This window comes from Helicobacter pylori NCTC 11637 = CCUG 17874 = ATCC 43504 = JCM 12093 (assembly GCF_900478295.1).
Lineage (GTDB): Bacteria > Campylobacterota > Campylobacteria > Campylobacterales > Helicobacteraceae > Helicobacter > Helicobacter pylori.
Window position 1 is genome coordinate 1,588,473 of the sequence record NZ_LS483488.1, and the last position, 24,536, is coordinate 1,613,008.

Below are 24,536 nucleotides of genomic sequence, written 5' to 3' on the forward strand. Positions count from 1 at the left end.
ATCACCATTCTATCACAAATGCTCTTAAATAAAGGCATTCTTAAGGGGTTCTGTCTCATTAAACATTAATCACAAGCTGAAATCAAAATCCTTGCGATAAACCTCTCTATAAGCTTTTTGAACGCTTGTAAAAACCCCACTCCCTAAAAAACCTCTAGATAAGGGGCTAGGGTGAGGGGCTGTGATGATGATGTGCTTGTTTTTGGGGATTAGCGCGATCTTTTTTTGGGCGACTTTCCCTAATAACACCACGATCAAGGGGGCGTTGGCTTCAAAAAGGCGCATCAATATTTGATCGCTAAAAGCTTCCCAGCCAATATATTTGTGCGAAGCGGCTTGGTTTTTTTCCACGCTTAAAATGGCGTTCAATAACAGCATGCCCCTTTTAGCCCACGCGCTCAAATCCCCACAACAAGGCACAGGCACGCCTAAATTCGCATACAATTCTTTAAAAATATTTTTTAAGCTTGGGGGGATGGGGGCGTTTTTTTCCACGCTAAAGCTTAAGCCCATCGCCACCGGCAATTCTTGCTCCTTTTTTAGGTAGGTGGAATGGTAGGGGTCTTGCCCTAAAAGGATGATTTTAACCGCGCTAGGGGGCGTTAGATTGAGTGCATGAAACAGATTAGAGCTTTTAGGGAAAATGGTTTTAGGGCTTTTTAGGGCTTCTAAGTAGCGTTTTTCTATTTCTAAAAAATAAGGCTTTTTAAATTCGCTTTGCAAAAACTCCCGCCAAGCCAAGCTTAAAGGAGCGTAGTCAAAAAGCTTCATTGTTCGCTAGGGTTTAATTCATGGTAGTGTTTTAAATACTCTTTTTGCATGCGTTCTTGTAATTCTTCATACCAGGTGGGCGAATTAAAATCAGGCGTATAGCTTTCTAGCATGACTAAACGGGTGCGCGCTTTATAGGCTTCTAGGGGCTTAGAATTAAAGATTTTAATGGAATTGATTAACACCATGGGTTGGATTTTGAGTTGGAATTTTTCGGCGATGATTTTAGCCCCTTGCTTGAAAGGGAGGAATTTTTCTCCTCCCCTGCCTCTAGTGCCTTCAGGGAAAATCACTAAAGGGCGGTTTTGATCTAGTTTTTCTTTACACGCTTTCAAAAGGCTCACAATCCCCTTTTTATCCTCTCTGTCAATTAAAATCATTCCGGTATCCGTTAAGGCATGCCCATAAAAAGGGATTTCGCCCAGCTCTTTTTTAGCGATCCAGCAAATATTGCTAGGGTGGTAGGCTTCTAAATAAATGATGTCTAGTAAGCTTTGGTGGTTTAAAACAACGAGTTTAGCGTCCGTATCAAAAGCGCCTATCTTTTCTAAAGTAACCCCGGTAAGGGAAAAAAAGCACGAACAAGCCCTACGGCTGGAGCGGGCGTTATTGTTTTTGCGGTTAAAATAATTGAAAACAATGATAACAGCTAGTCCTATAGCGATCACTAAAGCTCTATAAACCGCTCTTAAAGATTTTTTATTTGACTTCATCTTTTTTGACCCATCCTATTTGTTCATGCGGCGTTAGGATTTTATAATAATCATCATGCGAACCTAAGATTTTAATCGGCATTTCATTTTTAGAAAGCCCTAAAATGGTGGAATTTTGCGTGGGCAGAATGCGGATTTTTTTATGAGCGAGCAAAAGGGCTGATTTTTGCGTGAATAAAAGGTGATACAAAACAAACCCTAAACACAAAATCCCAAGCCCTAAAAAAATGAGTTTGCGCCCAAAAATGAAAAACAGCACCAAGAAAAACACGCACAAAGCGAGCAGTGCCACGTTAGAAAAGACTAAAAAATTGTTTTTAGGAATAAGATCGCTTTGAATACCGGTAGTGTCTTGAGTGGGAATGGTTGAAAAAGATAAGGTCTTAAATTGCCTATTAGAAAGCGAAAAATAATCAAAAGAAAGGTTTTGAATGGTTTTAGGCAACACGCAATAATAAAAAACGCTCCCTTCTTTAGCCTTGATTTGGTTTAAAGAGGCGTTATCAAACCCCTGTTTGATCGCTTCTTTGATGTGAAAATCTTCCCAAGTGGCTTCTTTGAACGCTATTTCCATCACCAAAATATTGTTTTTATCGTTATAATCTTTGGTTTTGTATTGCACAACTTGCAAATCTTTAGCCATGACATTCGCATAACGAGGGTTTTTGGACAAATCCGTTACCTGCAAAGCAACTTTTGGGGCTATGGAATGATCGATGTATTTGTCTTTGTTGGAAAACGCACTCACTTCTAAAGGCGGAATGCTCGCTTTTACGCCCTTAATCTTGTAATAATAAGTCGCTCTGAAAAGCTCTTTTTCCACCTTTTTCCATTTAGGCATTTTGCTTAAAAGCTCAATCTGGGTTTTATCCAGCTCATCTTTGATTTTGGCTTCCAAAAACTCAGCGTCAAACAGCAATAAATCATAAGTTACGCCTATAATTTGACCGATATAAACCGGGTTGTTTTCCAAATCTTCTAATTGGGGGATTTTCACATAAACCACTTTAGCTTTGATTTCTTCTGGCTCATGAGCGTTTTCAGCAACCAAAAAGCTTACCAAAAGGCTTAAAATCAAGCTAACGATCGTGATGGTTTTCATTGAAAACGCCTAAAAATTAAAACATGGTTTTATCATTCTTCAAATAAAAACCCCATGAGTTTTTATTTCTTCTTAGGCGCCTTTTCATCCATTTTCTCATCCACGATAGACCAGGTTTTCAAGCTGTCAATAGCGGTTTTTAGTTGAATATCATCGTTGATCATTTTAGGAGTAACCTCTTTTTCCTCTTCGTTTTTCTTGTCTTTATCCGCCTCTTTGGAATTAGGGGTTTTATCGTCAAGTTTTTTAAGCTCTTGCTCTAAATGGTGTTTTAAATCCGCTTCTTTCAAGCTGAATTTGTTTTCATTTTCTGGCGCTTTACCCGGATAAATCACAATATCAGGCGTGATCCCCTTAGCCTGAATGGTGCGCCCGCTCGGTAAATAATAGCGCGCGGTCGTGATTTTAATCGCTTCGTCTTTATTGACAGGGAGCAGCATCTGCACGCTTCCCTTACCAAAGGTTTTTTCACCGATAATCACGGCTCGTTTGTGATCTTGCAACGCCCCTGCTACGATCTCGCTCGCGCTCGCTGAACCGCCATTGACTAACACCGCAATAGGCAAATTGGTATAAGGGGCTCTGCCGTTAGCCTTGTATTCTAAATTTTCTTCTTTATTTTTGCCTTTTTGAGAGACTAAAACCCCCTCTTTAATGAAGAGGTTAGACAAGCCCACCGCCTGGTTTAATAGCCCTCCAGGATTGCCCCTTAAATCCAACACGATCCCCTTAGCCTTAGGGTTAGCTTTTAAGCCGTCTAAAACCGATTTGGTAACATTTTTATCAAAAGAATTGACTCTCACATACAAATAAGGGGTTTCTTTAATCTTTTTCACATAGACAGAGGGAACTTTAATGATGTCTCTAATGATATTAAACACCAAGGGTTTTGGCTCGTTTTTTCTCACAATGGTGATCTGGATAGGGGTCTTTGGCTTGCCGCGCATGAGATTGATCGCATCATCAATGCTCATGCTCAGCGTGCTTTCGTTGTTGATTTTTAGAATGTTATCGCCTGATTTAACCCCAGCCTTGTAAGCGGGAGTGCCTTCTAAGGGGGCAATAACGGTTAAAACGCCATCGCGCATGCCCACCGTGATCCCAAGCCCCCCAAATTCGCCCTCGGTTTGGGCTTGAAATTCCTTAAACTTCTTTTCGTTCAAATACGCTGAATGCGCGTCCAAATTAGAGAGCAAGCCTTCAATCGCTTTAGTCATGATCTCAGAAATACTGATTTTATCCACATACTTTTTTTCAATTTCTGAAACCACATTAGAGAAACGACTGAACGCTTCCACCCTTTTAGCCGCTAATTCTTGCGGATCTTCTTTAACCGGCTTGACCGGCTTTTTTTCCTTAACTTCACCACCATGCAAGCTCACAGCAAGAGAAATCGCTAACAACCCTTTAAAAAGTCGTTTTGTCATTGTTAATAGCACCACCCATTTTTGAGATTAGAAAGAATCACCTTTAAGGTTTTATTCAACTTTTTGCGTTTATTCTATCTAAAATTTAGATAACATGCCCATTCATTCACTCATTTTGAGCCTAAACGATACAACAAAAACGCATAACTCCCCGATCCATTCACATGCAAATCGCAAAGCATGTTCGTTACAAAAAGATTAGAAATGGGGCTTACTTTAGAGCCTCTATCGCAAACTAGAGCGAGATTAGGTAAGGCAGAATAAAGGGAAAACTGATCCCCCACCTCTGCGGTAGATGTTGTTATCGCTCGCTTCTTTGCTGATGAATGCGCCATCAAAGTCAAGGTCTCCGATGGCTTTGGCTTGGCGCGATAAGATAAGGGCGATATTGGTATTAAATGGGGGGGGGGGGGGGTGGATTTTGCAAGATTTCTTGCATTAACGCTTCGCTGTCATTCCCTTTTAAATGGGGTAAATCGCTCGTCAAAAATCCAAGAGTCTTTTGGATTTCAATCGTGCGCGCGATGACTCTAATGATATTGCTTACACGATCAAAGTTACAAGACTCGTTTTTATGGCTTTTTAAATATTTGTCTAAAACGCAATACCCCCCTATCATGTAATGATAAATTTCTTTACTCACCCCTACAAAATAAGCGCTATGGTTGATATAAAGCCGTTGTTCGTTATGAGAGGGTTTTTTGATGATGCAATCATGCGCTTCTTTATAGAAGGATTCGCCTATGGTGGCGTCTTTTAATTTTTCAAAGCTGTAATTCAAGCTTTCTTTATTTAAGACATGCAAGCCGATTAGTTCAATCCCTAAAAGGCTTAAAGCCCTAAACAAATCTTTATTGTTTGTGAAAAGGATTTTAGGGTAATCGGCTTTGAGAAACTCTTCATAACGCTTGCGGTAATGTGGGGAATACAATAACGCATAAATATAGCCTAAAACCTCTAGCGGCTCAAAAGAGTGGTTATAATGCTTGTCTATAAAACTTCTAAACTCTGGCGTAAAATTTTCGGTGTAGTTGGGGTGTTTGAATTGATAGAGAGGGTAATTAACCCCAGCTCCATTTCCCCCAGAGCTTAACCCTTGATCGTTAATGCTAGAGCTTATAAAGCATTGCGTCCAACTTTTATCGTTGTTTTTTAGCTGTCGTGGGGTGTTTAGCGCGACATTTTTGCGCGTTTGATTGGGTGTTTTAGGGTTTGTTGGGGGGGGGGGGTAACATGTGCTTAAAAACATCATATACGGGTCTAGCTAAAAACCCACAACTTTTATCAGTGTAATAAGTCCAACGATAATCAAAGGGGCGGTATTGGCACAAAACAATGTATTTTTCTAATTCATGTTGATTTTTCTTAACATTTTCAATTGCCTTTCCAAGTTTCCAACCTTCAGTATCTTTAATATCATATTTTCTGCGTAACTCGCTAGGTTCTAAGGTTGAAAAATCTTTTAAAAGCTTTAGCAAGCTTTCTTTATCCTTATGGAAAACGACATGGTCTCGTTTCGAACAAATGCCGGTACCTCCAACTTGAAACATCTCCTGAACGCTAAACCCTTGCTCGTATTCCTCTAACAAGGGCGTTTTTAAAGGCAACAGCAAGTAAAAAGGTTCTCTTGGGGTCAGCTCAAGCCAATTGATACTATTCAAATCATTTTGGGCTAAAAAGGCGTATTTTTCAGCCCTTTGGCCATACACATCATAATAATAGATTTTTGGCTTGGTTGTTTGCGCCTTTTTGACAAAGAGGTTGATGGACACGCCTTGCATGATATTGAAAACGTTTTCATCTGTTGCGCCTTGTGGGGTTTCCTCCTTTTTCCTAGCGTTTCCATGCAAATTTAAGATATAAAGCTCATCGTAGCATTCTAAAAGAGAGCGCCTTAACCCTCTAAAAGTAGGGTTGTCTAAAAAGGCGTTGTTAGAGATAAAGCCAAAAAGGCCATGCCCTAATGATTCGATTTTGTTTTGAGCGAAACGCATGAATTTCACGTAATCGTCTAAGAGCCATTTAGGGTTTTTCTCCTTTTGTAGTTTGTATTTAGAATGGAGATTTTTAAGGGCCTTTAGGTCTTTTTTGCTGTTGCTTTCTTTTTGGGTTTGAATGTTCTTTAAAAGCGTTTGGATTTCATCGGTGAGTTTAATATTTTTCTTGGTTTCTATGGTTTGAAATTCAGGCTCTATGCCGTAAGTGGCTTTCACTTCCCATTCAAACAAGCCCTTATTCTCGCTCGCCCCGCTATAAGGGGGGTTACCGGTGATGATAAGAATCTTTTCATCTTTTTTGATTTCTTGAGCGCTTTTAAGCTCTTTTTCAAAAATCGGTTGTAGCCCACGATAAGCAACGATCTCACTAGGCTGTATGAGGGTGTTGGTTAAAATGATTTGAAGCGCATCGTTTTCTTTGAGAGGCTTTTTAAATTCCTCCTTAAAGGCTTGGCTGAGGTTCAAATGAGCGATCGCATAAGGAGCGATCAAGTATTCAAACCCATAAAATTGCTTCAAGAGGTTTTGGTATTTGTCCTCTTTAGTGGAGGTGCCTCCATCGCTTGTCTTTCTCGTTTCTAGCGCTTTCCTAAACGCTTCTAATAAAAAAGTGCCTGTGCCGGTGGCAAAATCTAAGAGCTTGATGTTTTCGTTATCCAAAGCGCTTTTTAAGCCTAAGGGAGCGTCTTTGAAATGCGTTTTAAGCAAACTATCCAAAGCGTTAATGATGAATTTCACCACAGAATCTGGGGTGTAGTACACGCCCTTTTTCTCTCGCAATTTAGGGTCATAAGCGCTTAAAAAGGTTTCATAAAAGTGCAAATAAGGGTCTTTATCGTCATTCAAATCTTTAAGGATAGAGTCCATATCAACATGATTGATTAAGCTTAAAATTTCATTTAAAAGCCATTGGATTTCTTTGATTGCATCAAGCTTCTTTAAAAAGTCCGCCATTTCTCTGATCACAGCGAAATTTTTAGGGATGGAACTTCTCACATTGTCCAAATTGATTTTTTCAGAAGGGTGGTTGAGCTTGGCTATAAAAAGGCTGTAAGTGAGCGTTTGAGCGAACGCATCGCTAAAGTCTTCAAAACTCAATTCTTCATAAAGATATTCTTTAAAATTCTTAAAAATGCTAGAAACTTGCGTGTCTTTTTGGTATTGGATTAAAGCGTCTTTTAAATACCTGGTGGGCGCGCTTAAATGCGTTGCAAAATCTTTAGCGTTAGTGATAGGGGCCGCTTCGTAATTGAAAAAGCTTTTGAACAATTCAATTAAATCGCGCTCGGTTTGTGGCTTGGGTTTTAGGGTCTTAGAGAGTTCATCAAGGCTAGCGACAGAGATTTCTTTTTTGATTAAAGGCTCATTATTTTCATCTTTCCCTACCCACACGAACTTAAGGTAATCGGTGAGCATGAGATTAGGGTTTAATTCTAAGTATTTAAGGATTTGATCGCTTTTTTCGCTTTCTACAATCTTTCTAAGATCGGTCCCTGCTCTTTTATTTTCTATATAGCCGATGTTAAGGCCTTGATAAGAGATGCGAAAATCAGGCTGGCTTCCTTGCTTTCTTTCAGGCTCATGTTCAATCTTAAACTCTTTATTGAAATGGTTTTTTAACTTATCAAGCAAGTTGTGTAGAAAGGAGCGGTGCGTGAGTTCATTCTTTTCAGGCGTAAGATCTTTAATGCTTTCTAAATATTCTTTTAGCATGTTAATAACCCCTTTTTAAAGTCTTTAAGCCATTTTCATGTGCATGTCAATAAAAGTGGCTTGATGGATTAAAGCCCCTACGCTAATGGCATCCACGCCGCTTTTAGCGTAAGCGTTGATGCTCTCTAGTGAAATATTCCCGCTCGCTTCTAGTAAGACAAAGGGATAATGCACATCTCTATAAGCGGCAATTTCTTTAGTCTCTAAAACGCTCAAATTATCGCACATCACAATATCCGCTCCCGCATTCATGGCGTTTTTGGCCTCTTCAAAGCTTTCGCATTCAATTTCAATTTTAGCCGTGAAAGGCAAATTTTTTCTGGCATGCGTTAAAAAGCTTTTGAGATCTTTGACATGCTTTAAATGCGTGTCTTTAAGCATTAAAGCGTCATCTAGCCCTAAGCGGTGGTTGCTCGCTCCCCCATTAAGCACGGAATATTTTTCAAAGATCCTTAAAAGGGGTCTGGTTTTTCGTGTGTCCAACAAACGCACTTTATGAGAATTTAAAGCTTCTACAAAACGGCTCGTTAAAGTAGCGATCCCGCTGCTGTGTTGCAAAAGGTTTAAAAGGGTGCGCTCAATCTTTAAAAGCATGCTAAAATCCCCCCTAATTTCCATTAAGGTGTCTTTAGGCTTGAAGCGTTCTTTATCCTTAATCGTTTGAACGCATTCAATACCAGTCATTTGAAGCAACTCTAAAGCGTATTTTTCGCCTGAAAACACGCCCTCTTGTTTAGCCCTAACAAACGCTGTGGCTTTAAAATCTTTTTCTAACACCCTTTCAAACAAATCCCCATGCCCTAAATCTTCTTTTAAAGCGCGTTCTAAAAAGGTTCTAATCTCCATTAGGACAACTCCATCATTTTGGTTAAAGCGAGTTTGGCCAAACGCGCCACCTCATCTTTTAATTCAACCGCATTATAAACCCTGTGGTTTTTATAAGCCTTTAAGACTTCAAACAAATCTTTTAAAGTCGTTTCGTTCATGGTGGGGCAAAGGGCGAGCGTGCTAGAGAGAATGAAAGTGTTTTGATGGTTGCGCTTGGCTTTCAAGCGGTTGACTAAATTGCTTTCAGTGCCTATGGCGACTTTTTGATTAGGGCTTAACTTTTCTACAAATTCTATGATTTGACTCGTTGATCCGCTAAAATCAGCGTTAGAAACCACGCTAGGTTCGCACTCTGGATGGACAGCGATTAAAATATCCGGGTATTTTTGGCGGTAAAATTCAATGTCTTCTAATTTGAAAAGCTGATGCACCGAACAAAAGCCGTTATAACAAACCACATCAGCGTTTTTAATTTCTTCTGGGCTATTTACGCCTAAAATCGCGCTTTTTAAGCCGTTTTCTAGGGCTAGATTTTCCCCCAAGCATTTATCCGGTAAAAAAAAGATTTTTTTATTTTGTTTTAAGGCATGATTAAAGATTTTAGAAGCGTTCCTGCTCGTGCAGACCACGCCGTTATCTTTAGCGACTTTGGCTTTCACTTCAGCGTTAGAATTGATATAAGTGATAGGGTAAAATTCTTTAACGCCGCATTCTTTTAATAAATGGACGCTTTTATCGTAGTAATGGCTGTCTATCATTCTTGCCATAGAACAGCATGAGAGTTTAGGCATGATCACTTGTTTGTTAAAGGCTAGGGCTTTCACGCTCTCACCCATAAAATGCACCCCGCAAAACACGATGAGGTTTTTATCGCTTTGGCTTGCGATTTTAGCTAACTCCAAGCTATCGCCTGTATAATGGGCTAACTCTACAATCTCATCTTTTTGATAAAAGTGAGCCACTAAAAGCACGTCTAAATCGTGCAATAATTCCACAACAGAAGTTTTTAAATCGTTATCAGTTGGCATGAAATTCCCCTATACTTTCCCCAAACTTCACGCTTTTTTCTCTCAAATCCTTAAAAGCGGTGTTTTGAATGAATAAAACGATAGTAGAGCCCATTTCAAAATTCCCTAAATTATCCCCCTTTTTCACCTTAATCGGCGGGTTGTAAGAATAGGTTTGCGTGAAACGGGCTTTAGCGTTAGTTTGGATATTTTTATCAAAATTAAAACGCATTTTACCCACATTTAACGCTCCCACCGCTACAAAATACAACCTATTGCCTTGAATGTCTTTTGCAACAAGCACCACCCTTTCATTGCCCACAAACAGATTGTTGTTTTTGTAAAGCGAGGGCTTATTGACTGGTAGTAATTTCCCCGCAAAATAACGAGCCTCTAAAATTTCTAAATCGCAAGGGGCGTGGTAGTGGTGGTAATCTTTGGGCGAAAGGTAAAAATTCACATAGAAAAAAGAAGGGTTTAAGGGGTTGATTTCGCCCACTAATTCATGCGCTTTATAGGACATGCCTTTAATCTGTAAAGCGCTATCGTTGTCTAAAAAAGCGCATTCAGTGATCAAAGCATCGCAAGGCGCAATGCAAATATTAGGGGCTTTGTCAAAGGGGCGTTCTTTTTTTAAAGAGCGCGTGAAAAGAGCGTTCAAACTCTTATAATTTTCTAAAGGCTCAAACTCGCTCAAATCAATTTTAAAGATCTTAACATAAAGAGCGTTGATGCCTTTTTGGATAAAAGAAGGGAATTCATAGCCAGCGAGAGAGCCAAAAACCCTTGAAAGAGCGTTGCTTAAAGCTACCATTTTAACCCTGCCATGTTCAATATAAATTCCACTTCACCCTTACTCACTTTAAACTCTTTAGAAATAGAATCCACGCTATAACCTTCTTGATACATTTTCAAAACCTGTTTTTCGTTGATTTCATCGCTAGCGGCATAATGCCCCATGTCTTTGAATTTGTTTTCTAAAATAATGATTTTTTCTTCTAAATAATCGCGCTCTTTATCCATGGATTTTTGGATTTCTTGCAACTGGCTATAAAGGTGTGAAAGAGTCGTTCTCAATGAGCTGTCCTCTTTAGCGCTTTTTTCTAAAGAAAGGCCTTCCAAACGCCCCTCTAATTCTTTCAAGCGCTTAGAATAGATATAATTTTCTTGATAGGATTCATCTAAGGTTTTTTCTAAACGCCTCATTTTATGGTAAAACTCTTTTTCTTTAAGATACAAATACCCCACCAAGCACACCAACACCAACAAAATCGCCCCTAAAACGACCATAAACAAATCATTAGAAGATAACATGATTGCTCCCGTTCATAATTTCAAGCCTTTTCTTTCGCTATCAACAATGAAAGAATCATAACGCTTAATATCTAAGGCGTGCATGCGAGTGATTTCTAAAAAATCTTTATCCCTTGCCACGCCAAAAAAGGCTAGGATTTTCCCCTCTAACACGCAACGCCCATAGTAAGTTTGAGGCGCTATCAGGCTTTGTTTTTTGATGCAAATGAGTCCATGCCCTAAAGCAGTGATGCGATCCTTTTGCTCTAATTCAAGTAAATTTTCTTTTAAAAGCAGGCTCTCTAATTTTTCTAATTTAAAATACAGCGCTTTGAGCAATTCTAGAGTGTCATTTTCAACATTCAAGCGTGAAAAATCAAAGCCAGAATTTAACCAATCAAATTCTTCTAACACCGCTAAAGAGCGTTTACTTTTAGAGATAAACCTTTCATAAGAAAACGATAAATCGCATTGGACTAAGCGCGTTTCAAACCCTAAAGCTTGGGATCTTAAAACCAACTCATGCATGCTTAAACCCCACATCAAGGACGATGAAAATAAAAAACACCACCCCCAAATAGCCATTACTCACAAAAAAGGCTTTAGGGATGTTTTTATAATCTCTAGCCACTAAGATCTGCTCATAGAGTAAGATCAAGGCTGAAACCCCTAATCCTAAATACGCAAAAACCCCCCCATGGTAACATTTCACAAAACAAAGCCAGCATATTAGCGCTACAAGGTGTGAGAGTCTTGAAAGGTTCAAACACCATTTTTCCCCTAATTTACTAGGAATGGAAAACAAGCCTCTCTCTTTATCAAACTCCATATCCTGTAAAGAATAGAGCAAATCAAACCCAGCCACCCATAACATCACCCCTAAAGCCAAAAAGACATTCCATAAAGGAATATCCCCTAAAACCGCCACACTTCCCGCAATGGGGGCTAAACCCAAAGCCAAACCCACGATAAAATGTGCCAAAGAAGAAAAGCGCTTGAAATACGAATACCCCCCTAAAACGATTAAAAAAGGTAACGAAAGTTTGAAGGCTAAAGGGTTAATGAAATAGCTCACTACCACGAATAAAAGAGCGTTTGAAGCGCTAAAAACCACCATGCCTTTAACGCTGATCCTGCCATCCACGCTCGGGCGGTTTTTCGTCCTTGGGTTATCCTTATCAATATCCCTATCCACCAAGCGGTTAAACCCCATAGCGAAGTTTCTCGCCCCCAATAAGGCTAAAAAACAAAGGATTAGGGTTTCTAACCCAAAAAAGAGCGTTTGATTTTTTTGATAGGAGCTTATGACCATAGCCATGAGTAAAAACATGCTAGAAAATATCGTATGCTCCAAAGCGACCAATTCGCTTAAAGCTTTGATTTTGTGCGTGATTTTTTTAAGCAATGATTTGATCCCTAATAAAATGACTTTTCTAACCTACAATTAAGCTAGGCATTATAATATATTGATAGCAACAATACAAGAAAAAGCCCGCACTCAAAACATTCATGCTCAAATAAACCTTAAAAAAACGCGCGCTTAAAATCGTTAAAAATAAATGCACCCCTAAAAGCCATAAAGGCGAAGGGATTGAAATCGTAGGGATGGTTAAAGGCATGCCTAGAATATTATCCAATAAAGACCCTAAACCCACCGCATGCAAGAACAAACTCAAAGGGAAAAACACGATAAAAATCAAGCCTAAAGGAATGCTAAAGAGCTGATAGGGCGAAAACATAGGGAAAAAGGCATGCGCAACAATGAGCATGTTCAAAAACACCAGCGCGCTTAAGCTTATGGCTTGAAAAGATCGCCTTAAAAAAGAAGAGGTTTTAAAAAAAATTTGAGTGTGTTTTAAGAATAAAAAGATATACCACACCCCACAAACAGAAAGCAAAAACCCCACGCTAAAAAGCAATTTAGGGAGTAACGCTATGGCGATACAGCACGCTAAAATCAAAAGTTTAAAACTCAAAAGCCTTACCCCAAAAAAGCATGCCAAAAACCCTAATAAGCCCATTAAAAACGCCCTGAAAAAAGAGGGTAAAAAATCTAGTAGCAACAAATACCCTAGCAAAAAAACCCACACCAAAACCCCTATATCATAAAAAGCGTTCCTATAAGGGAAATAGCGTTTTTGTAAGGGGGTATAAAAAAGAGAGAAAAGAAAATACACGCTAACGCTCAAAATCCCTAAATGGAACCCGCTAATGGCTAGTAAGTGGTTGATCCCTAGCGCGTTAGCCCTGTCTCTTAAATCCTTATTCAAGCTATCCCCTATAAATAACGCGCGATACAAATTGCCCACTAAAGCGCTTGAATGAGTGCTGTCAATGAAATGGCGCCAATGCGATTTGAAATCCTGTTTTCGCGTTAAAGAAAAAGAATAGGTTTGAAAAAAGCATGATCTTAAAGACTCCAAAAACGAGCAAGGTTTGAACTTGCCAAAAAATTGCGCATGGCGGTATTGGAGGTTCTTTAAAGGCTCTTTAATAATGGTGTAAAAGATCATGCCCTTTGATTGGAGCTTTAAGACAAAATAGGTTTTTTGATCTTTCGTTTTAGGGTATTGTAATAAGATTTGAGCGTTCAAGCTTGTAGGTTTTGAAAAATCAAGCTTTTGGTAATTCAAGTATTCTAAATAAAGGTTAATCGCCAACAAAAGGCTTAAAAACACCCCACACCATAAGTATTCTTTGGGGGTTGTAAGAAGTTCAAACGCCCCCTGAAAAGTTTTGTCTTTCAAGTTGTAACTATATCATAATCCACTTTAGTTTCTTGCCCCTCTTCTAAATGGGAATCTATGGGCATGTCTTCATAGCGCGTGAAAGGAGCGTTAAAGCGCGTATAAACCGTTCCTGTAGCCCCATTCCTGTTTTTAGCCACGATGATTTCAGCCTCTTCAATGCTGCCATTTTGCTTGTGGATACGCCTTTCTTCATCAACTTTTAGGCGCAACTCTTGCGCCTCTTCAATTTTGCCTTCTTTTTTGAGCTTGTCTATTTTGTTGTCTTCAGCCCTCATTTGATAGATATAGCCTCTATATAAAAATAAAACAATATCAGCATCCTGTTCAATCCCCCCGCTGTCTTTAATATCCGAAAGAATGGGCCGTTTATCGTCTCGGTTTTCCAGGCTGCGGTTGAGTTGCACTAGCGCTATGATAGGGATTTCTAATTCCCTGGCTAAAGTTTTAAGCTCCCTTGAAATTTCAGCGATTTGCTCATGGCGTTCTTTAGTGGCTTTGCTCCCTGACATGAGCTGCAAATAGTCAATAAAAGCGATACCCAATTCCTTGTGTTGGGATTTAAGCTTTCGCAGTTGCAAGCGGATTTGCTCTATCCTCACATAACTTTTATCGTAGAAAAAGAGTTTTTTGCAAGAAAGGTGATCGTAGCATTTGGCTAAATTTTCCCATTGATCATCATCAAGCCTCCCGCTCTCTAAATCATGCATGTTAATAGAAGTGAGATCCGATAACGCCCTTAAAGCGAGTTGCTCCGCAGACATTTCTAAACTAAAAACCGCTACCCCTCTATCGTCATTGAGTGCGGATAAGACCATGTTCATCATCAAACTGGTTTTACCCATAGACGGCCTTGCCCCTATAATGACTAAACTCCCCTTATTAAAACCGCTCGTATAATTATCCAATTGGACAAAGCCAGTCGGTATGCCAGTAACTTCCAAACTCCCCTTTCTTTGGTTTTCTGTAATAAGATCCATCGCGCTTTCAAGCACTTCTTTAATGCTCCTAAAGCCCTCTATGGTGCTGCCATTCAATAACGCATAGACTTCTCGTTCCACAGCGCCTAAAATATCGCTGGATTTTTGCGCGCTTTCTAGGGCTTGCTCTCTAATGGTGTTAGCCAAGCCAAAAAGTTTTCGTTTAATGGAAGCGTTTTTAATCTCTTCCACATAGGCTTCAATATTATCTATAGGGCTTGCCGCAAAAATAGCGACCAGATCCTCTTCTTTGATTTGTTTGTCTTTAGGCATTTTTTGGCGGATAAAATTCTCATCAATGGGGCAATCTTCTTCATGCAGTTTTAAAGCGATTTCAAAAAACAAGCCGTTAGGCGGGTAGTAAAAATCGCTAGGCTCTAAAACGCTATGGACCTCTTCAATCTTATGATTGGCCAACACAATGCCTGAAAGCACGATCCTTTCAATGTTTTGCAATTGCTGCAAATGCTTTAAATGATCCATTTTTATCCTTTTATAATCGTTTGATCTTTTCTATCAGATCTAGGGGCGTTAAAGCGTAATTATTCTTAAATTCCAAACTCGCTAGCGCGTGCGCTAAACTTGCGTTAATAGCGGCGTCTAAAGGCGTGTAGTTTTGAGAAAGCAAGCTTAAAATAAGCCCCGCTAACACATCGCCACTCCCTGCTTTGGCTAAAGCCACGCTCCCTAAAATGTTGATAAAAACCTGCCCTTGATGAGCGATTAGGGTATTAGCCCCCTTTAAAAGCAAAACCACCTTAGGGTATTTTTGAGAAAAATCCCTTGCGATTTCTAGTTTATTGTCTAATAATTCTAGCATGCTTATATTGATCCCCACTAATTTTAACAACGATAAAAACTCTTTAGGGTGAGGGGTTAAAACGGCTTCTTTTTCTAAGGCTTGTAAGATCTCTTTGTGATAAAAAACGCCCGCATCTAAAACGCATGGGGCTAATTCAAGCCACCTATTAAAATCCTTTGGGATATTTTCTAACCCCATGCCAAGAGCGAACGCGCTCAATAAGTTAGGGAAATTTTCACAAAAAACCAATTCTAAAGGCTTGTTATTAGAAGTTATCTCGCATTCTAACGCTTGAACGCTCACCACTCCAGATCCAAAACTTAACGCGCTTAAAGCGCTCAATAACCCCGCCCCACTATGCTTGCCTAAAAGAACATGCGCATGCCCGTAATCGCCTTTATGAGCGTTTTTTTTATCCCTTAAGGGCAGTTTCAAATCGCTTTTTTCTAGTAAAAAAGTGTCTGTTGGGATCTCATAGATTGGATTAAAAACCCCTAAATGCCCCACTTTCAATTCCCCTACATAGTCTTTAGCCCTATCGCTTAATAAGCATGATTTGATAGCGCCCATGCTGATAGTCAAATCCGCTTTAAACGCCCTCTTATCCACCCTGCCTTTAGAATCGATCCCGCTAGGAATGTCGCAAGCGATTTTAAAGCGCGCTTTTTGAGAAAGGCTTTCAAAGTTTAAAAACGGCTCTAATTTGCCTTTAAAATGACTCCCTATCACGCAATCTATTAAAACATCGCATTCTAAATTTTGATTAAGGGCGTTTTCTTCGTATGTTTTGATGACTACCCCTGCTTTTTTAGCCCTTTCTTTTTGCAATTGGCACATGGGGCTTTTGGTTAGTTTCATTTCAAAGACCAGCACTCTAAAACGCCCCACTAAACGCCTGGCTAACGCATAGCCATCGCCCCCATTATCCCCGCTCCCACAAAGGATAATGACTTTAGCGCCTAAAGAAGCGTTTTGTAAAACCGCCCTTTCTAAAGCCATCGCGGCGTTTTCCATTAAAATGTCTTCGCTTAAAAACAATTCTTCAATCGCCCTTTTATCTAGAGCATTCACTTTTTCATACACTGAAAGCATCTTTATCCTTGAAATTGAACGCAAAACGAATTTTCGTAAAACGATCCTTTTAAAGAGGGTTCGCTATGAATTTCTAAACGCATTTTATACTTTTCGCACACTTTTTTCACTAAATCTAACCCTATACCATAACCCAACACGCTAGAATTGAAACGCGCGTAACGAACGCTTAATTCTGCGATCTTGTCTTTAGGGATTTCATACCCTAAATTTTTCACTTTCAAAAATGCATGCGTTAGCTCTATGTGGATATACCCATGCATGACGCTGTATTTGATCGCGTTCATGAGCAAATTGCTATAAAGCGAAAGGAAATCCTGCTCTTTAGCCTTAAATTCCACTCCCACTAAATCGCTTTTAAATTCCAACTTGTGGTAGTCTATCATCTCGCTAAAAAGCGTGTTTTCTTTAATAATTAGGGCTTTTAAATCTAAAAGCACAAGGGATTCGCGCTCAATGTCTTGCATCACTAAATACGAGAGCGAGTGGTATAAAAAACTCATGCGCTGGATAGCGATTTTAATGCGGCGGTGTTGTTGGTTGTCTTCTAAGGTTTTTAAAGACAAGACTAAAGCGCTCATGGGGGTGTTTAATTCATGCGTGGTGTTTTTTAAAAAATGATCAATACGGGTGATTTCATTCCTAATGGGCTTTAAAAACAAACGCCCCAAAAACACAGAAACCCCTATCACGCATAAAAACGCTACGACAAACACTAAAACGATGTTACGATACAAGGAAGAAAAATGAAGGGGTTTAGAATTTTTAAAAAGCATTTTAGCCACGCCCAAGTGGGCGAAAGTTTCATCGCTAAACAGGTAATACTCTCCCCTAAAACTAAAAAAGCCCGCTTCTTTATGGTTTTTAATCAAATTGGCACTTTCAGGGATATTAGAATACAAAATGCGCTTTTTACTATCAAAAAGAGCTATGGAAGCGTCTTTATAGCGTGAAATGAGAGCGTTTAAAGCGTTTTGATAATCCCCATGCGTTTGCATGTGCAAGGCAATCACTTCGCTAGCGATCTTAGAGGCCATTTTGTCCATGTCCATGCGTATCATTTTGATTTTTTCGTTTTTTTCATAGTTAAACGCTAAAACGCTAATCACTAGCATCAACACAAACGAAGAGCCCAAATAAGTCCCTAAAAAGAGTTTGAGGGATTTTTTTTCATAGTGGGTTAAAGCGATAGCCCACCCCCTTATGCGTTTCTATACAATCTTTCCCCAAGAGCTTACGCAACACCTTAATATAAGTGCGTAAGGTGGAATCATCAATAGCCTGCTCCCATAAGTTATTTTCTAACGCTTGAGAGCTAATGATTTGCCCTTTATGTTCTAAAAAGTATTCTAAAAGTTGGGCGGTTTTGGGCGGCAAGATCTCTTTTTTGCCCCTGACACTCAAGCAATTTTGGTGGTAAAAAATGTTAGGCATGATTTCTATAGGATCATCATTGAAAAACCTTTTAATGCGCGCTTCCAATTCGTCTAAATCAAAAGGCTTTTTCAAATAATCGCTCGCTCCTAAATTAAAAGCGTTTTTTAAGGTAGCGTTATCCTGTAAGGCGGTGATAAAAATCACAGGCGTAGAGATTAAAAAATCGTTTTTGATGCGCTTAAACAATTCCAAGCTATTCATTTCAGGCACTTGCACGTCTAAAAGCAAGAGGTTGAAGCGCTCAACCGAGAGCCTTTCATAAGCTTCTTTCCCGTTAAAAGCGCAAAACACTTCATAGCCCAAATGCTCTAAAAACTCCTTAACGCTCTCGCTTAAAAGGTAATCGTCTTCTAGTAAAAAAATCTTTTTTTGCATGGGGGTATTGTAGCGCTTAATGAGCGGGCTTTGTTATAATACTTTTTCATGTTTTTTAAGGAGCGTTATAATGAAAACGAACGAAGTGCAATTTTATGAAGTTTTAGAAAACCTTTTCATAGGCGTTAAGATTGAAGACAAGCAAGAAAGCCTTTTAGATCCTACCCCTAGAGCAATGAAAAATGGCATGATCAATCTCATGAAAGCTAAAAGCCAGTATTATCAAAGAAAAAAACAAAAATTAAAAAAACTCATTGATTGTAAATGCCAAAACAACAACGATCTCAAAGAAGAATTGTTTGACAAACTCTATAGCTTTTTCAAGCGTTATTTGAGCGCTAATGGAGGGATTTATTTCAACGACACGCCCCTTTATGACAGCCTTTATACTAAAAGCGATTATGAAAAATGCTCCCTTAAAAAAGACACCGCCTTATTTTATAAAACTAAAGATCTTTATTACGTGAAAAGCGAAACGATTTATAAGGATTTTTGCTTTGAATTAGAGGGCATTCTTTTTAACTTTGACACTTCTTTGCTAGAAAGCAAAAAATATAATGAAAAAGTGGATCTGGTTTTTAATCTAAAAGATACAGACACAAAAACTAACACCCTAAATTTTAGCGTTACACTCAGCAGCAAGGGGACTCAAACCAAAACGAATGAAATTCTCAAAGAATGTTTCAATCAAGGCGTCAAACTTGATGAAGAAATTTTAAAAAAAGCGTTTGTGAAATTCAAAAAGCAAGGCAGTATGGATTATTTCATTCATAAAAACGCGCTAGGGTTTTTAGAAGAGCAGTTGGATTTGTATCTGTTTGAATACCTTTTTAAAGAAATGACTGCATTTGATTTAAAACGCCTTAATGAAATCAACACCATTAAGGAAGTGGCGTTGCAAGTGATTGTATTAGTGAGCGAATTTGAAAACGAACTTTGTAAGATTTGGAACAAACCCCGCTTTGTATTGAACTCGCATTTCATTGTGAGCCTAGATCAATTAAAAGCTAAAAACTACGATTTGAGTAAAATCACAAGCCATCCAAACTACCCTAAACAAGTTAAAGAATGGCAAGACTTGAATTTAAAAACCACAGACAATCTTTTAGAAAATGAGTTCTTGCCCCTAGACACTATTTATTTTAAAGATTTAGAAGAAGAGATTAAAAGCCAATTCAATGAAGATGAAATCAATGGCACGCTCATTAAAAGCGAAAACTACCAAGCCCTAAACTCTCTCAAAAACCGCTATAAAGAAGCCATTGATTGCATTTATATTGATCCGCCTTACAACACGCAAAACAATGAATTTGTTTATGCGGATAATTTCAAACGCTCCAGCTGGCTGGCTATGATGGAAAACCGCCTAGAGCTTGCACACGCTCTATTGAATAATAAAGGCGTGATGTTTGTGAGCATTGATGACAACGAACAGGCGTATTTAAAAGCGCTCATGGACGAAGTGTTTAATGGGGGGGGGGGGGGGGTGATAACTTTGTAAATACGATTATTTGGGAAAAAAAGTATTCTCCACAAAATGATGCGAAATGGTTCTCTGATAACCACGATTTTATTTTACTATATGCTAAGGATAAAGGAATTTGGCGGCCTAATTTATTACCACGCACAAGCGAGATGAATGCACGCTATAAAAATTTAGATAACGATGAAAGGGGTGCGTGGAAACCTAGTGATTGTTTGGTAAAAACTTATATGGCGAGTTATGATTATCCTATCACTACACCAAGTGGAAAAGTTGTAACGCCACCAAAAGGGCGGTGTTGGATGACTTCAAAAGAAAATTTTCAAAAACTTGTAGATGATAATCGTATTTATTTTGGAAGAAATGGAGACAATGTTCCTAGTTTGAAACGCTTTTTAAGTGAAGTCAAGCAAGGCACAACACCTTTAACAATATGGAAATATACAGAAGTAGGACATAATCAAGACGCCACAAAACAATTGCTAGCTCTCTTTAATAATGTAAAACTTTTTGACACCCCCAAACCCGAAGCCCTACTCCAACGCATTTTAGAAATTTCCACAAAAGAAAACGATCTCGTGTGCGATTTTTTCGCTGGGAGCGGGACGACTTGCACGGTGGCGCACAAAATGAAAAGGAAGTATATCGGTATTGAAATGGGGGAGCACTTTGAGAGCGTGATTTTGCCTCGCCTTAAAAAGGTTATCGGCGGTTTTAAAAGCGGTGCGGCTAAAGAATTTAATGGGGGTGGGGTAATCAAAGTCTATGCGTTAGAAAGCTATGAAGAGATTTTAAGAAAAATCAAGTATGAAGACAATGACAAACCCTTAGCTTATGATGAACAATACAGCGATTTAGTGGAGTGCAAAAACGAATCTTACACGCTCAATGTAGAAGCGCTAGAAAAAATGGGCGTGGATATTAAAGAGACTTTGGAAAATTTACACGGCGTTGGAGTGGAGTTTTTCAATGAAAAGGTGGTGAAATTTAAAGGGAATGATAAAGAAGTAGAGATTTTAAAAGCCTTAAAAGAAGCGCTCATTTGGTAAGGAGAAAATCATGGCAAAGAAAAAAGATTTAACCACCGATAATGAAATTTTTGTCGCTCAAAAACTCGCTGAAGACGAATTGAACGCTAACGAGATTAACGAGCCATTAGAAATGCTAGACTTTAAAAGCTTTGATAGCAATAAGGAGCTTTTAGATTACCAACAGCAAGCTTTGATTAACGCTTTTAGAATGCTTGTTGCTTATTTTAGAGATTTCAAAGAGAATAAAAAAGAATTTTACGCGTTTTACCAAAAACATTATTCATTCGCTCATTGCGATTTCGCTAAAAAGAAACTCAATCCTTTATTAAAGAGCCATTTTAAGGTAGAAAATCATTGCGTGCGTTTTGAAAATTTCATCAACCGCCTAGCCTTTTACATGGCCACAGGGAGCGGTAAAACGATCGTCATTATCAAACTGGTAGAGCTTTTAAGCGTGGCTATAAGAATGGGTTTGATCCCTAAGAAAAATATCATGTTTTTTAGCGCGAATGAAAATTTAATCAAGCAATTTGAAAAAGAAATTGAAAAATACAACCGGGGTAAGGACTATTTTAAACAAATTGATTTCAAAAGCCTTAAAAGCGTTACCCATAAAGATTTTTATCACGCTCCAAAAGGTTCTTTCATAGAAAAAATCGCTCTTTTTTATTACCGCGCGGATTTAATGAATGATGAAGAAAGCAAGGAAAACCTTTTAAATTATAAGGATTATTGGGATAATGGGGAAAACTATGTGATTTTAGATGAAGCGCATAAGGGGAACAAGTCTGAAAGCAAAAGACAAGCCATTTTTAGCTTGCTGTCTTTAAAAGGGTTTTTATTCAATTTCAGCGCCACTTTCACCGAAGAGAGCGATCTCATCACTGCGGTGTATAATTTAAGCGTGGGCGAGTGGGTGAAGCTTGGCTATGGCAAAGAGTCTGTTTTATTGAAGAAAAACAACTTAAACGCTTTTAAGGAATTAAAAGATTTAAACGATAGGGAAAAAGAAATCGCTCTTTTAAAAGCGTTATTGCTTTTAGGCATGCAAAAACGCTATAAAACAGAAGGCTATTTTTACGACCCTTTAATGCTCGTGTTCACGCATTCTGTGAATGTTAAAAACAGCGATGCGGAAATCTTTTTTAAAACTTTAGCGCGCGTGATTGAAAATGACGATGGAAGCGATTTTTTAAAAGCTAAAGAAGATTTATTAGAGGAATTAAAGAATCCGGAATTTCTTTTTAGCGATGACAAAGATAAAGGCTATAAGGTTAAGGTTTTTAAAGAGGGCTTAAAGAGCATGGATTTTAAAGGCTTAAAAGAAGAAGTTTTTTACGCTAACAACGGGCATATTGAAGTGATCATTAACCCTAAAAACAACCAAGAAATCGCTTTCAAGCTCAACACAAGCGATAAAGTCTTTTGCTTGATTAGAATTGGCGATATTACCGAATGGATTTGTGAAAAATTAAAGAGCGTGAAGGTGGTGAGCAAGAATTTAAGCTTTAAAGAAGAAAGCTATTTCAGCCAGATTGATAAGAGCAGTATCAATATCTTAGTGGGGTCTCGCACTTTTGAAACCGGGTGGGATAGCACAAGGCCTAGCGTGATTTTATTTTTAAATATAGGACTTGATGATGACGCTAAAAAGCTGGTGAAACAATCTTTTGGCAGGGGTGTAAGGATTGAAAGCGTCAAAAACCAACGCCAAAGGTTAGCGTATTTAGAAATAGATGGAGCCATTAAAAAAGCCTTGAAACCAAACGCTGCAATGTTAGAAACGCTTTTTGTGGTACCCACTAATTATGCAAGCCTTGAAGCGATTTTAAAGTTCCAAAAAGAGAGCGAAAATAAGGGTGAGAATAGAGGCTCTTGGCGTGAAATCAAATTAGAAAAAACGCCCATAAAACACGCCTTATTCGTGCCTTGCTACCGAAAAGAACAAACAAGCATTCTTAAACTTCCTGAAAGCGCTTCGTTTAAAATGAGCACAAAAAATTTTAAGGATTTAAAAGAGTATTTTCATTTAATGAGTGAAAAGCATTTTATTTTAAAGCATGAAATTTATAACCCTAAAGATTACACGCTGTTAAAAGATTTGATACAAACAGCGCATTTTAAAAAGGTATCAACTTGGCATTATAAAGATTTAGATTACATGATTTCTGAAATTAAAGGCAAGCTATACCCCAATCAAAAAGTGCCTAAAGACGAGTTTAACGCCCTAGATAATGAGAAAATCGTGCATTTTAAAAGGGTTAAAGTTAGGGCGGATAAAAAAGAAAAATTGATTCAAACCATCCAGGAAGTGAAAGAGTATGCGCCTTTGAATAAAGAAACTCTAATCAAAAAAATCGCGCAAGGCGAGATTGACATTGATAATATAGACAAACACAAACAAGACAGAACATTTGAAGTTGATGAAGCAGAGCTGTTAAAACTCAAAGAGCATTACTACACCCCTTTAATTAAAGCCAAAAACTGCGATTGGCTTAAGCATGTGGTTAAAGTAAAGAGCGAGAGCGATTTTTTAGAAGAGTTGCAAGAAACTGAAACCATAAAAACGCTGCAAGAAAACTATGATTTTTGGGCGTTCAGCAAGATTGATGAGCATTTAGACCATTTGTTTATCCCTTATATAGACAACGCTACAGAAAGGAAATTTTTCCCTGATTTTATCTTTTGGCTAGAAAAAGGCGGCACGCAGATCATTTGCTTCATTGACCCTAAAGGGAGCAAACACACTGATTACGAACATAAGGCAGATGCGTATCAACTTTTTAAAGATAAAATTTTTAACCCTAAAAACGATCCCAATCTCAAAATCAAAGTGGTTTTAAAATTTTATGGAAATAAGGATGATGTGGGGGAGCGTTATAGAGATGATTGGATTAAAGAAGGGGAATTAAAAGATTTTTTTCTAAAACAATTAGCCTAGTTTTATTGAAAGGGGTTAAAAACGCGCTTGAATTAGCCTTGAATAGAGCGCTAGTTTTTCACATCGCTCAAAAACACATGCCTTAAAAGTTTGGCTTCGCTTAGAAAAGCGTTTTTTAATACCGCGCTTTTATAAGTGTAATGATCTTCAACGCTTGAAACTTCGCCCACAAACACCCCCGCTCCAAAAATCCCATCTAGCCCACTCGTTAGCACTTGATCGCCTATGTTAATTTCAGCGCTTGGGACAATGAAATCTACGACTAATTCTTGCCTAAAATTAGATCCTATAAAGCCTAACACTTGATTTTTGCCTATCATCACGCTATAAGCGCAGCGCTTGTGGGCGTTCAAAAACCCATTCAAGCGCCCTTTTTCCAGCACGGCAATGCCTATGGCTTGATTGTGAGAAACAAGGCCATAAATCTTATTTTCTTCTAAATTCACAATAGGGTTGAGAGAAACGCTGCGCGTGTCTTCTAAACTGATGAATGAAGTCATAAAAGTAGGGGAATAGATCATTTTTGGATTTTCTAAAGGATAAACGCTGTTCAAACGCTCTTTCAAATCAGCGTTTTCTAGTTTTAAAGCTTCTAAAATCAAGCGTTCTTTTTGAAATTCCTTAATGTTTTTGGCTTGAAAAAAATACGCTTGAATGTTGTCTGCTAAGCTGTTTTTAGCGTTCATCAAGGCGTTTTTAACCCTGTCGCTGATATAAGAAGAACTGCCTTTAATGTCTAAAAAATAAAAAATAAGAAAAATCCCTAAAAGCCAAAGGAATTTAAAATAAAAACGCAT

At 38.5% G+C, this 24,536-nt stretch carries 19 protein-coding genes and 1 pseudogene; 3 read left to right on the top strand and 17 right to left on the bottom strand.

From position 1 onward, the window contains the following. Window positions 1-69 precede the first annotated feature (69 nt). The 16 genes and pseudogenes from ung to crdR all read right to left on the bottom strand — a co-directional run bounded on the left by ung (window position 70) and on the right by crdR (window position 18,284). On the bottom strand, window positions 70-771 hold the full coding sequence (gene ung, locus DQL14_RS07940; RefSeq protein WP_108169335.1) for a uracil-DNA glycosylase: 702 nt from the start codon (window positions 769-771) through the stop codon (window positions 70-72). Next, a complete protein-coding gene (locus DQL14_RS07945; RefSeq protein WP_108169336.1) occupies window positions 768-1,484 on the bottom strand; it encodes a 1-acyl-sn-glycerol-3-phosphate acyltransferase in 717 nt (238 codons plus the stop codon). Before DQL14_RS07945 ends, ung begins: the two co-directional genes overlap by 4 nt. Next, complete coding sequence (locus DQL14_RS07950) at window positions 1,471-2,586, bottom strand: SH3 domain-containing protein (protein WP_108169337.1); 1,116 nt, start codon at window positions 2,584-2,586, stop codon at window positions 1,471-1,473. Before DQL14_RS07950 ends, DQL14_RS07945 begins: the two co-directional genes overlap by 14 nt. Window positions 2,587-2,648: 62 nt before the next feature. Continuing rightward, window positions 2,649-4,013, bottom strand: coding sequence for a S41 family peptidase (locus tag DQL14_RS07955; protein ID WP_162296893.1), 1,365 nt, complete (start codon window positions 4,011-4,013; stop codon window positions 2,649-2,651). 110 nt (window positions 4,014-4,123) lie between these two features. Continuing rightward, window positions 4,124-7,723, bottom strand: a pseudogene (locus tag DQL14_RS07960) (type ISP restriction/modification enzyme). Between the two features lie 24 nt (window positions 7,724-7,747). Next, window positions 7,748-8,569 carry a carboxylating nicotinate-nucleotide diphosphorylase gene (nadC, locus tag DQL14_RS07965; RefSeq protein ID WP_108169340.1) on the bottom strand — a complete coding sequence of 274 codons (822 nt, stop codon included), beginning with the start codon at window positions 8,567-8,569 and terminating at the stop codon, window positions 7,748-7,750. Next, window positions 8,569-9,579, bottom strand: coding sequence for a quinolinate synthase NadA (nadA, locus tag DQL14_RS07970; RefSeq protein ID WP_108169341.1), 1,011 nt, complete (start codon window positions 9,577-9,579; stop codon window positions 8,569-8,571). The genes nadC and nadA overlap by 1 nt, the downstream gene beginning before the upstream one ends. Beyond that, the gene (locus DQL14_RS07975) at window positions 9,569-10,372 is read right to left on the bottom strand and encodes a phosphatidylserine decarboxylase (protein WP_108169342.1); all 804 of its coding nucleotides are present in this window, start codon (window positions 10,370-10,372) and stop codon (window positions 9,569-9,571) included. The genes nadA and DQL14_RS07975 overlap by 11 nt, the downstream gene beginning before the upstream one ends. Continuing rightward, on the bottom strand, window positions 10,366-10,872 hold the full coding sequence (locus DQL14_RS07980; protein WP_000953109.1) for a DUF6115 domain-containing protein: 507 nt from the start codon (window positions 10,870-10,872) through the stop codon (window positions 10,366-10,368). The genes DQL14_RS07975 and DQL14_RS07980 overlap by 7 nt, the downstream gene beginning before the upstream one ends. 12 nt (window positions 10,873-10,884) lie before the next feature. Next, entirely contained in the window at window positions 10,885-11,379 is a 495-nt protein-coding gene (locus DQL14_RS07985) for a hypothetical protein (protein WP_015643723.1), read from the bottom strand. Beyond that, the gene (gene mqnP, locus DQL14_RS07990) at window positions 11,372-12,214 is read right to left on the bottom strand and encodes a menaquinone biosynthesis prenyltransferase MqnP (RefSeq protein ID WP_231952840.1); all 843 of its coding nucleotides are present in this window, start codon (window positions 12,212-12,214) and stop codon (window positions 11,372-11,374) included. The genes DQL14_RS07985 and mqnP overlap by 8 nt, the downstream gene beginning before the upstream one ends. Before the next feature lie 70 nt (window positions 12,215-12,284). Beyond that, window positions 12,285-13,598: a ComEC/Rec2 family competence protein gene (locus DQL14_RS07995; protein ID WP_162296894.1), complete on the bottom strand. Its 1,314-nt coding sequence runs from the start codon at window positions 13,596-13,598 to the stop codon at window positions 12,285-12,287. Further along, a complete protein-coding gene (locus DQL14_RS08000) occupies window positions 13,595-15,061 on the bottom strand; it encodes a replicative DNA helicase (RefSeq protein WP_108169345.1) in 1,467 nt (488 codons plus the stop codon). The genes DQL14_RS07995 and DQL14_RS08000 overlap by 4 nt, the downstream gene beginning before the upstream one ends. 10 nt (window positions 15,062-15,071) lie before the next feature. Next, window positions 15,072-16,472, bottom strand: coding sequence for an NAD(P)H-hydrate dehydratase (locus tag DQL14_RS08005; protein WP_108169346.1), 1,401 nt, complete (start codon window positions 16,470-16,472; stop codon window positions 15,072-15,074). A gap of 2 nt (window positions 16,473-16,474) precedes the next feature. After that, window positions 16,475-17,677, bottom strand: coding sequence for a copper-sensing histidine kinase CrdS (crdS, locus tag DQL14_RS08010; RefSeq protein WP_108169347.1), 1,203 nt, complete (start codon window positions 17,675-17,677; stop codon window positions 16,475-16,477). Beyond that, entirely contained in the window at window positions 17,643-18,284 is a 642-nt protein-coding gene (crdR, locus tag DQL14_RS08015) for a copper response regulator transcription factor CrdR (protein WP_001169788.1), read from the bottom strand. Before crdR ends, crdS begins: the two co-directional genes overlap by 35 nt. A 70-nt stretch (window positions 18,285-18,354) precedes the next feature. Between crdR and DQL14_RS08790 the strand changes: the two genes are divergently transcribed. Genes DQL14_RS08790 through DQL14_RS08025 form a run of 3 tightly spaced genes read left to right on the top strand, consistent with a single transcriptional unit; the run spans window position 18,355 to window position 23,739 of the window. Beyond that, window positions 18,355-19,785 carry a DNA methyltransferase gene (locus DQL14_RS08790; protein ID WP_197710648.1) on the top strand — a complete coding sequence of 477 codons (1,431 nt, stop codon included), beginning with the start codon at window positions 18,355-18,357 and terminating at the stop codon, window positions 19,783-19,785. A gap of 8 nt (window positions 19,786-19,793) precedes the next feature. Beyond that, entirely contained in the window at window positions 19,794-20,816 is a 1,023-nt protein-coding gene (locus tag DQL14_RS08795) for a site-specific DNA-methyltransferase (protein ID WP_269459361.1), read from the top strand. A 10-nt stretch (window positions 20,817-20,826) separates the two neighbouring features. Beyond that, complete coding sequence (locus DQL14_RS08025) at window positions 20,827-23,739, top strand: DEAD/DEAH box helicase family protein (RefSeq protein ID WP_108169349.1); 2,913 nt, start codon at window positions 20,827-20,829, stop codon at window positions 23,737-23,739. Window positions 23,740-23,789: 50 nt separating this feature from the next. On the opposite strand, the gene mreC is transcribed toward DQL14_RS08025, so the two are convergent. Beyond that, window positions 23,790-24,536 (bottom strand): rod shape-determining protein MreC, encoded by a 747-nt coding sequence (mreC, locus tag DQL14_RS08030; protein WP_108169350.1) that lies wholly within the window; start codon window positions 24,534-24,536, stop codon window positions 23,790-23,792.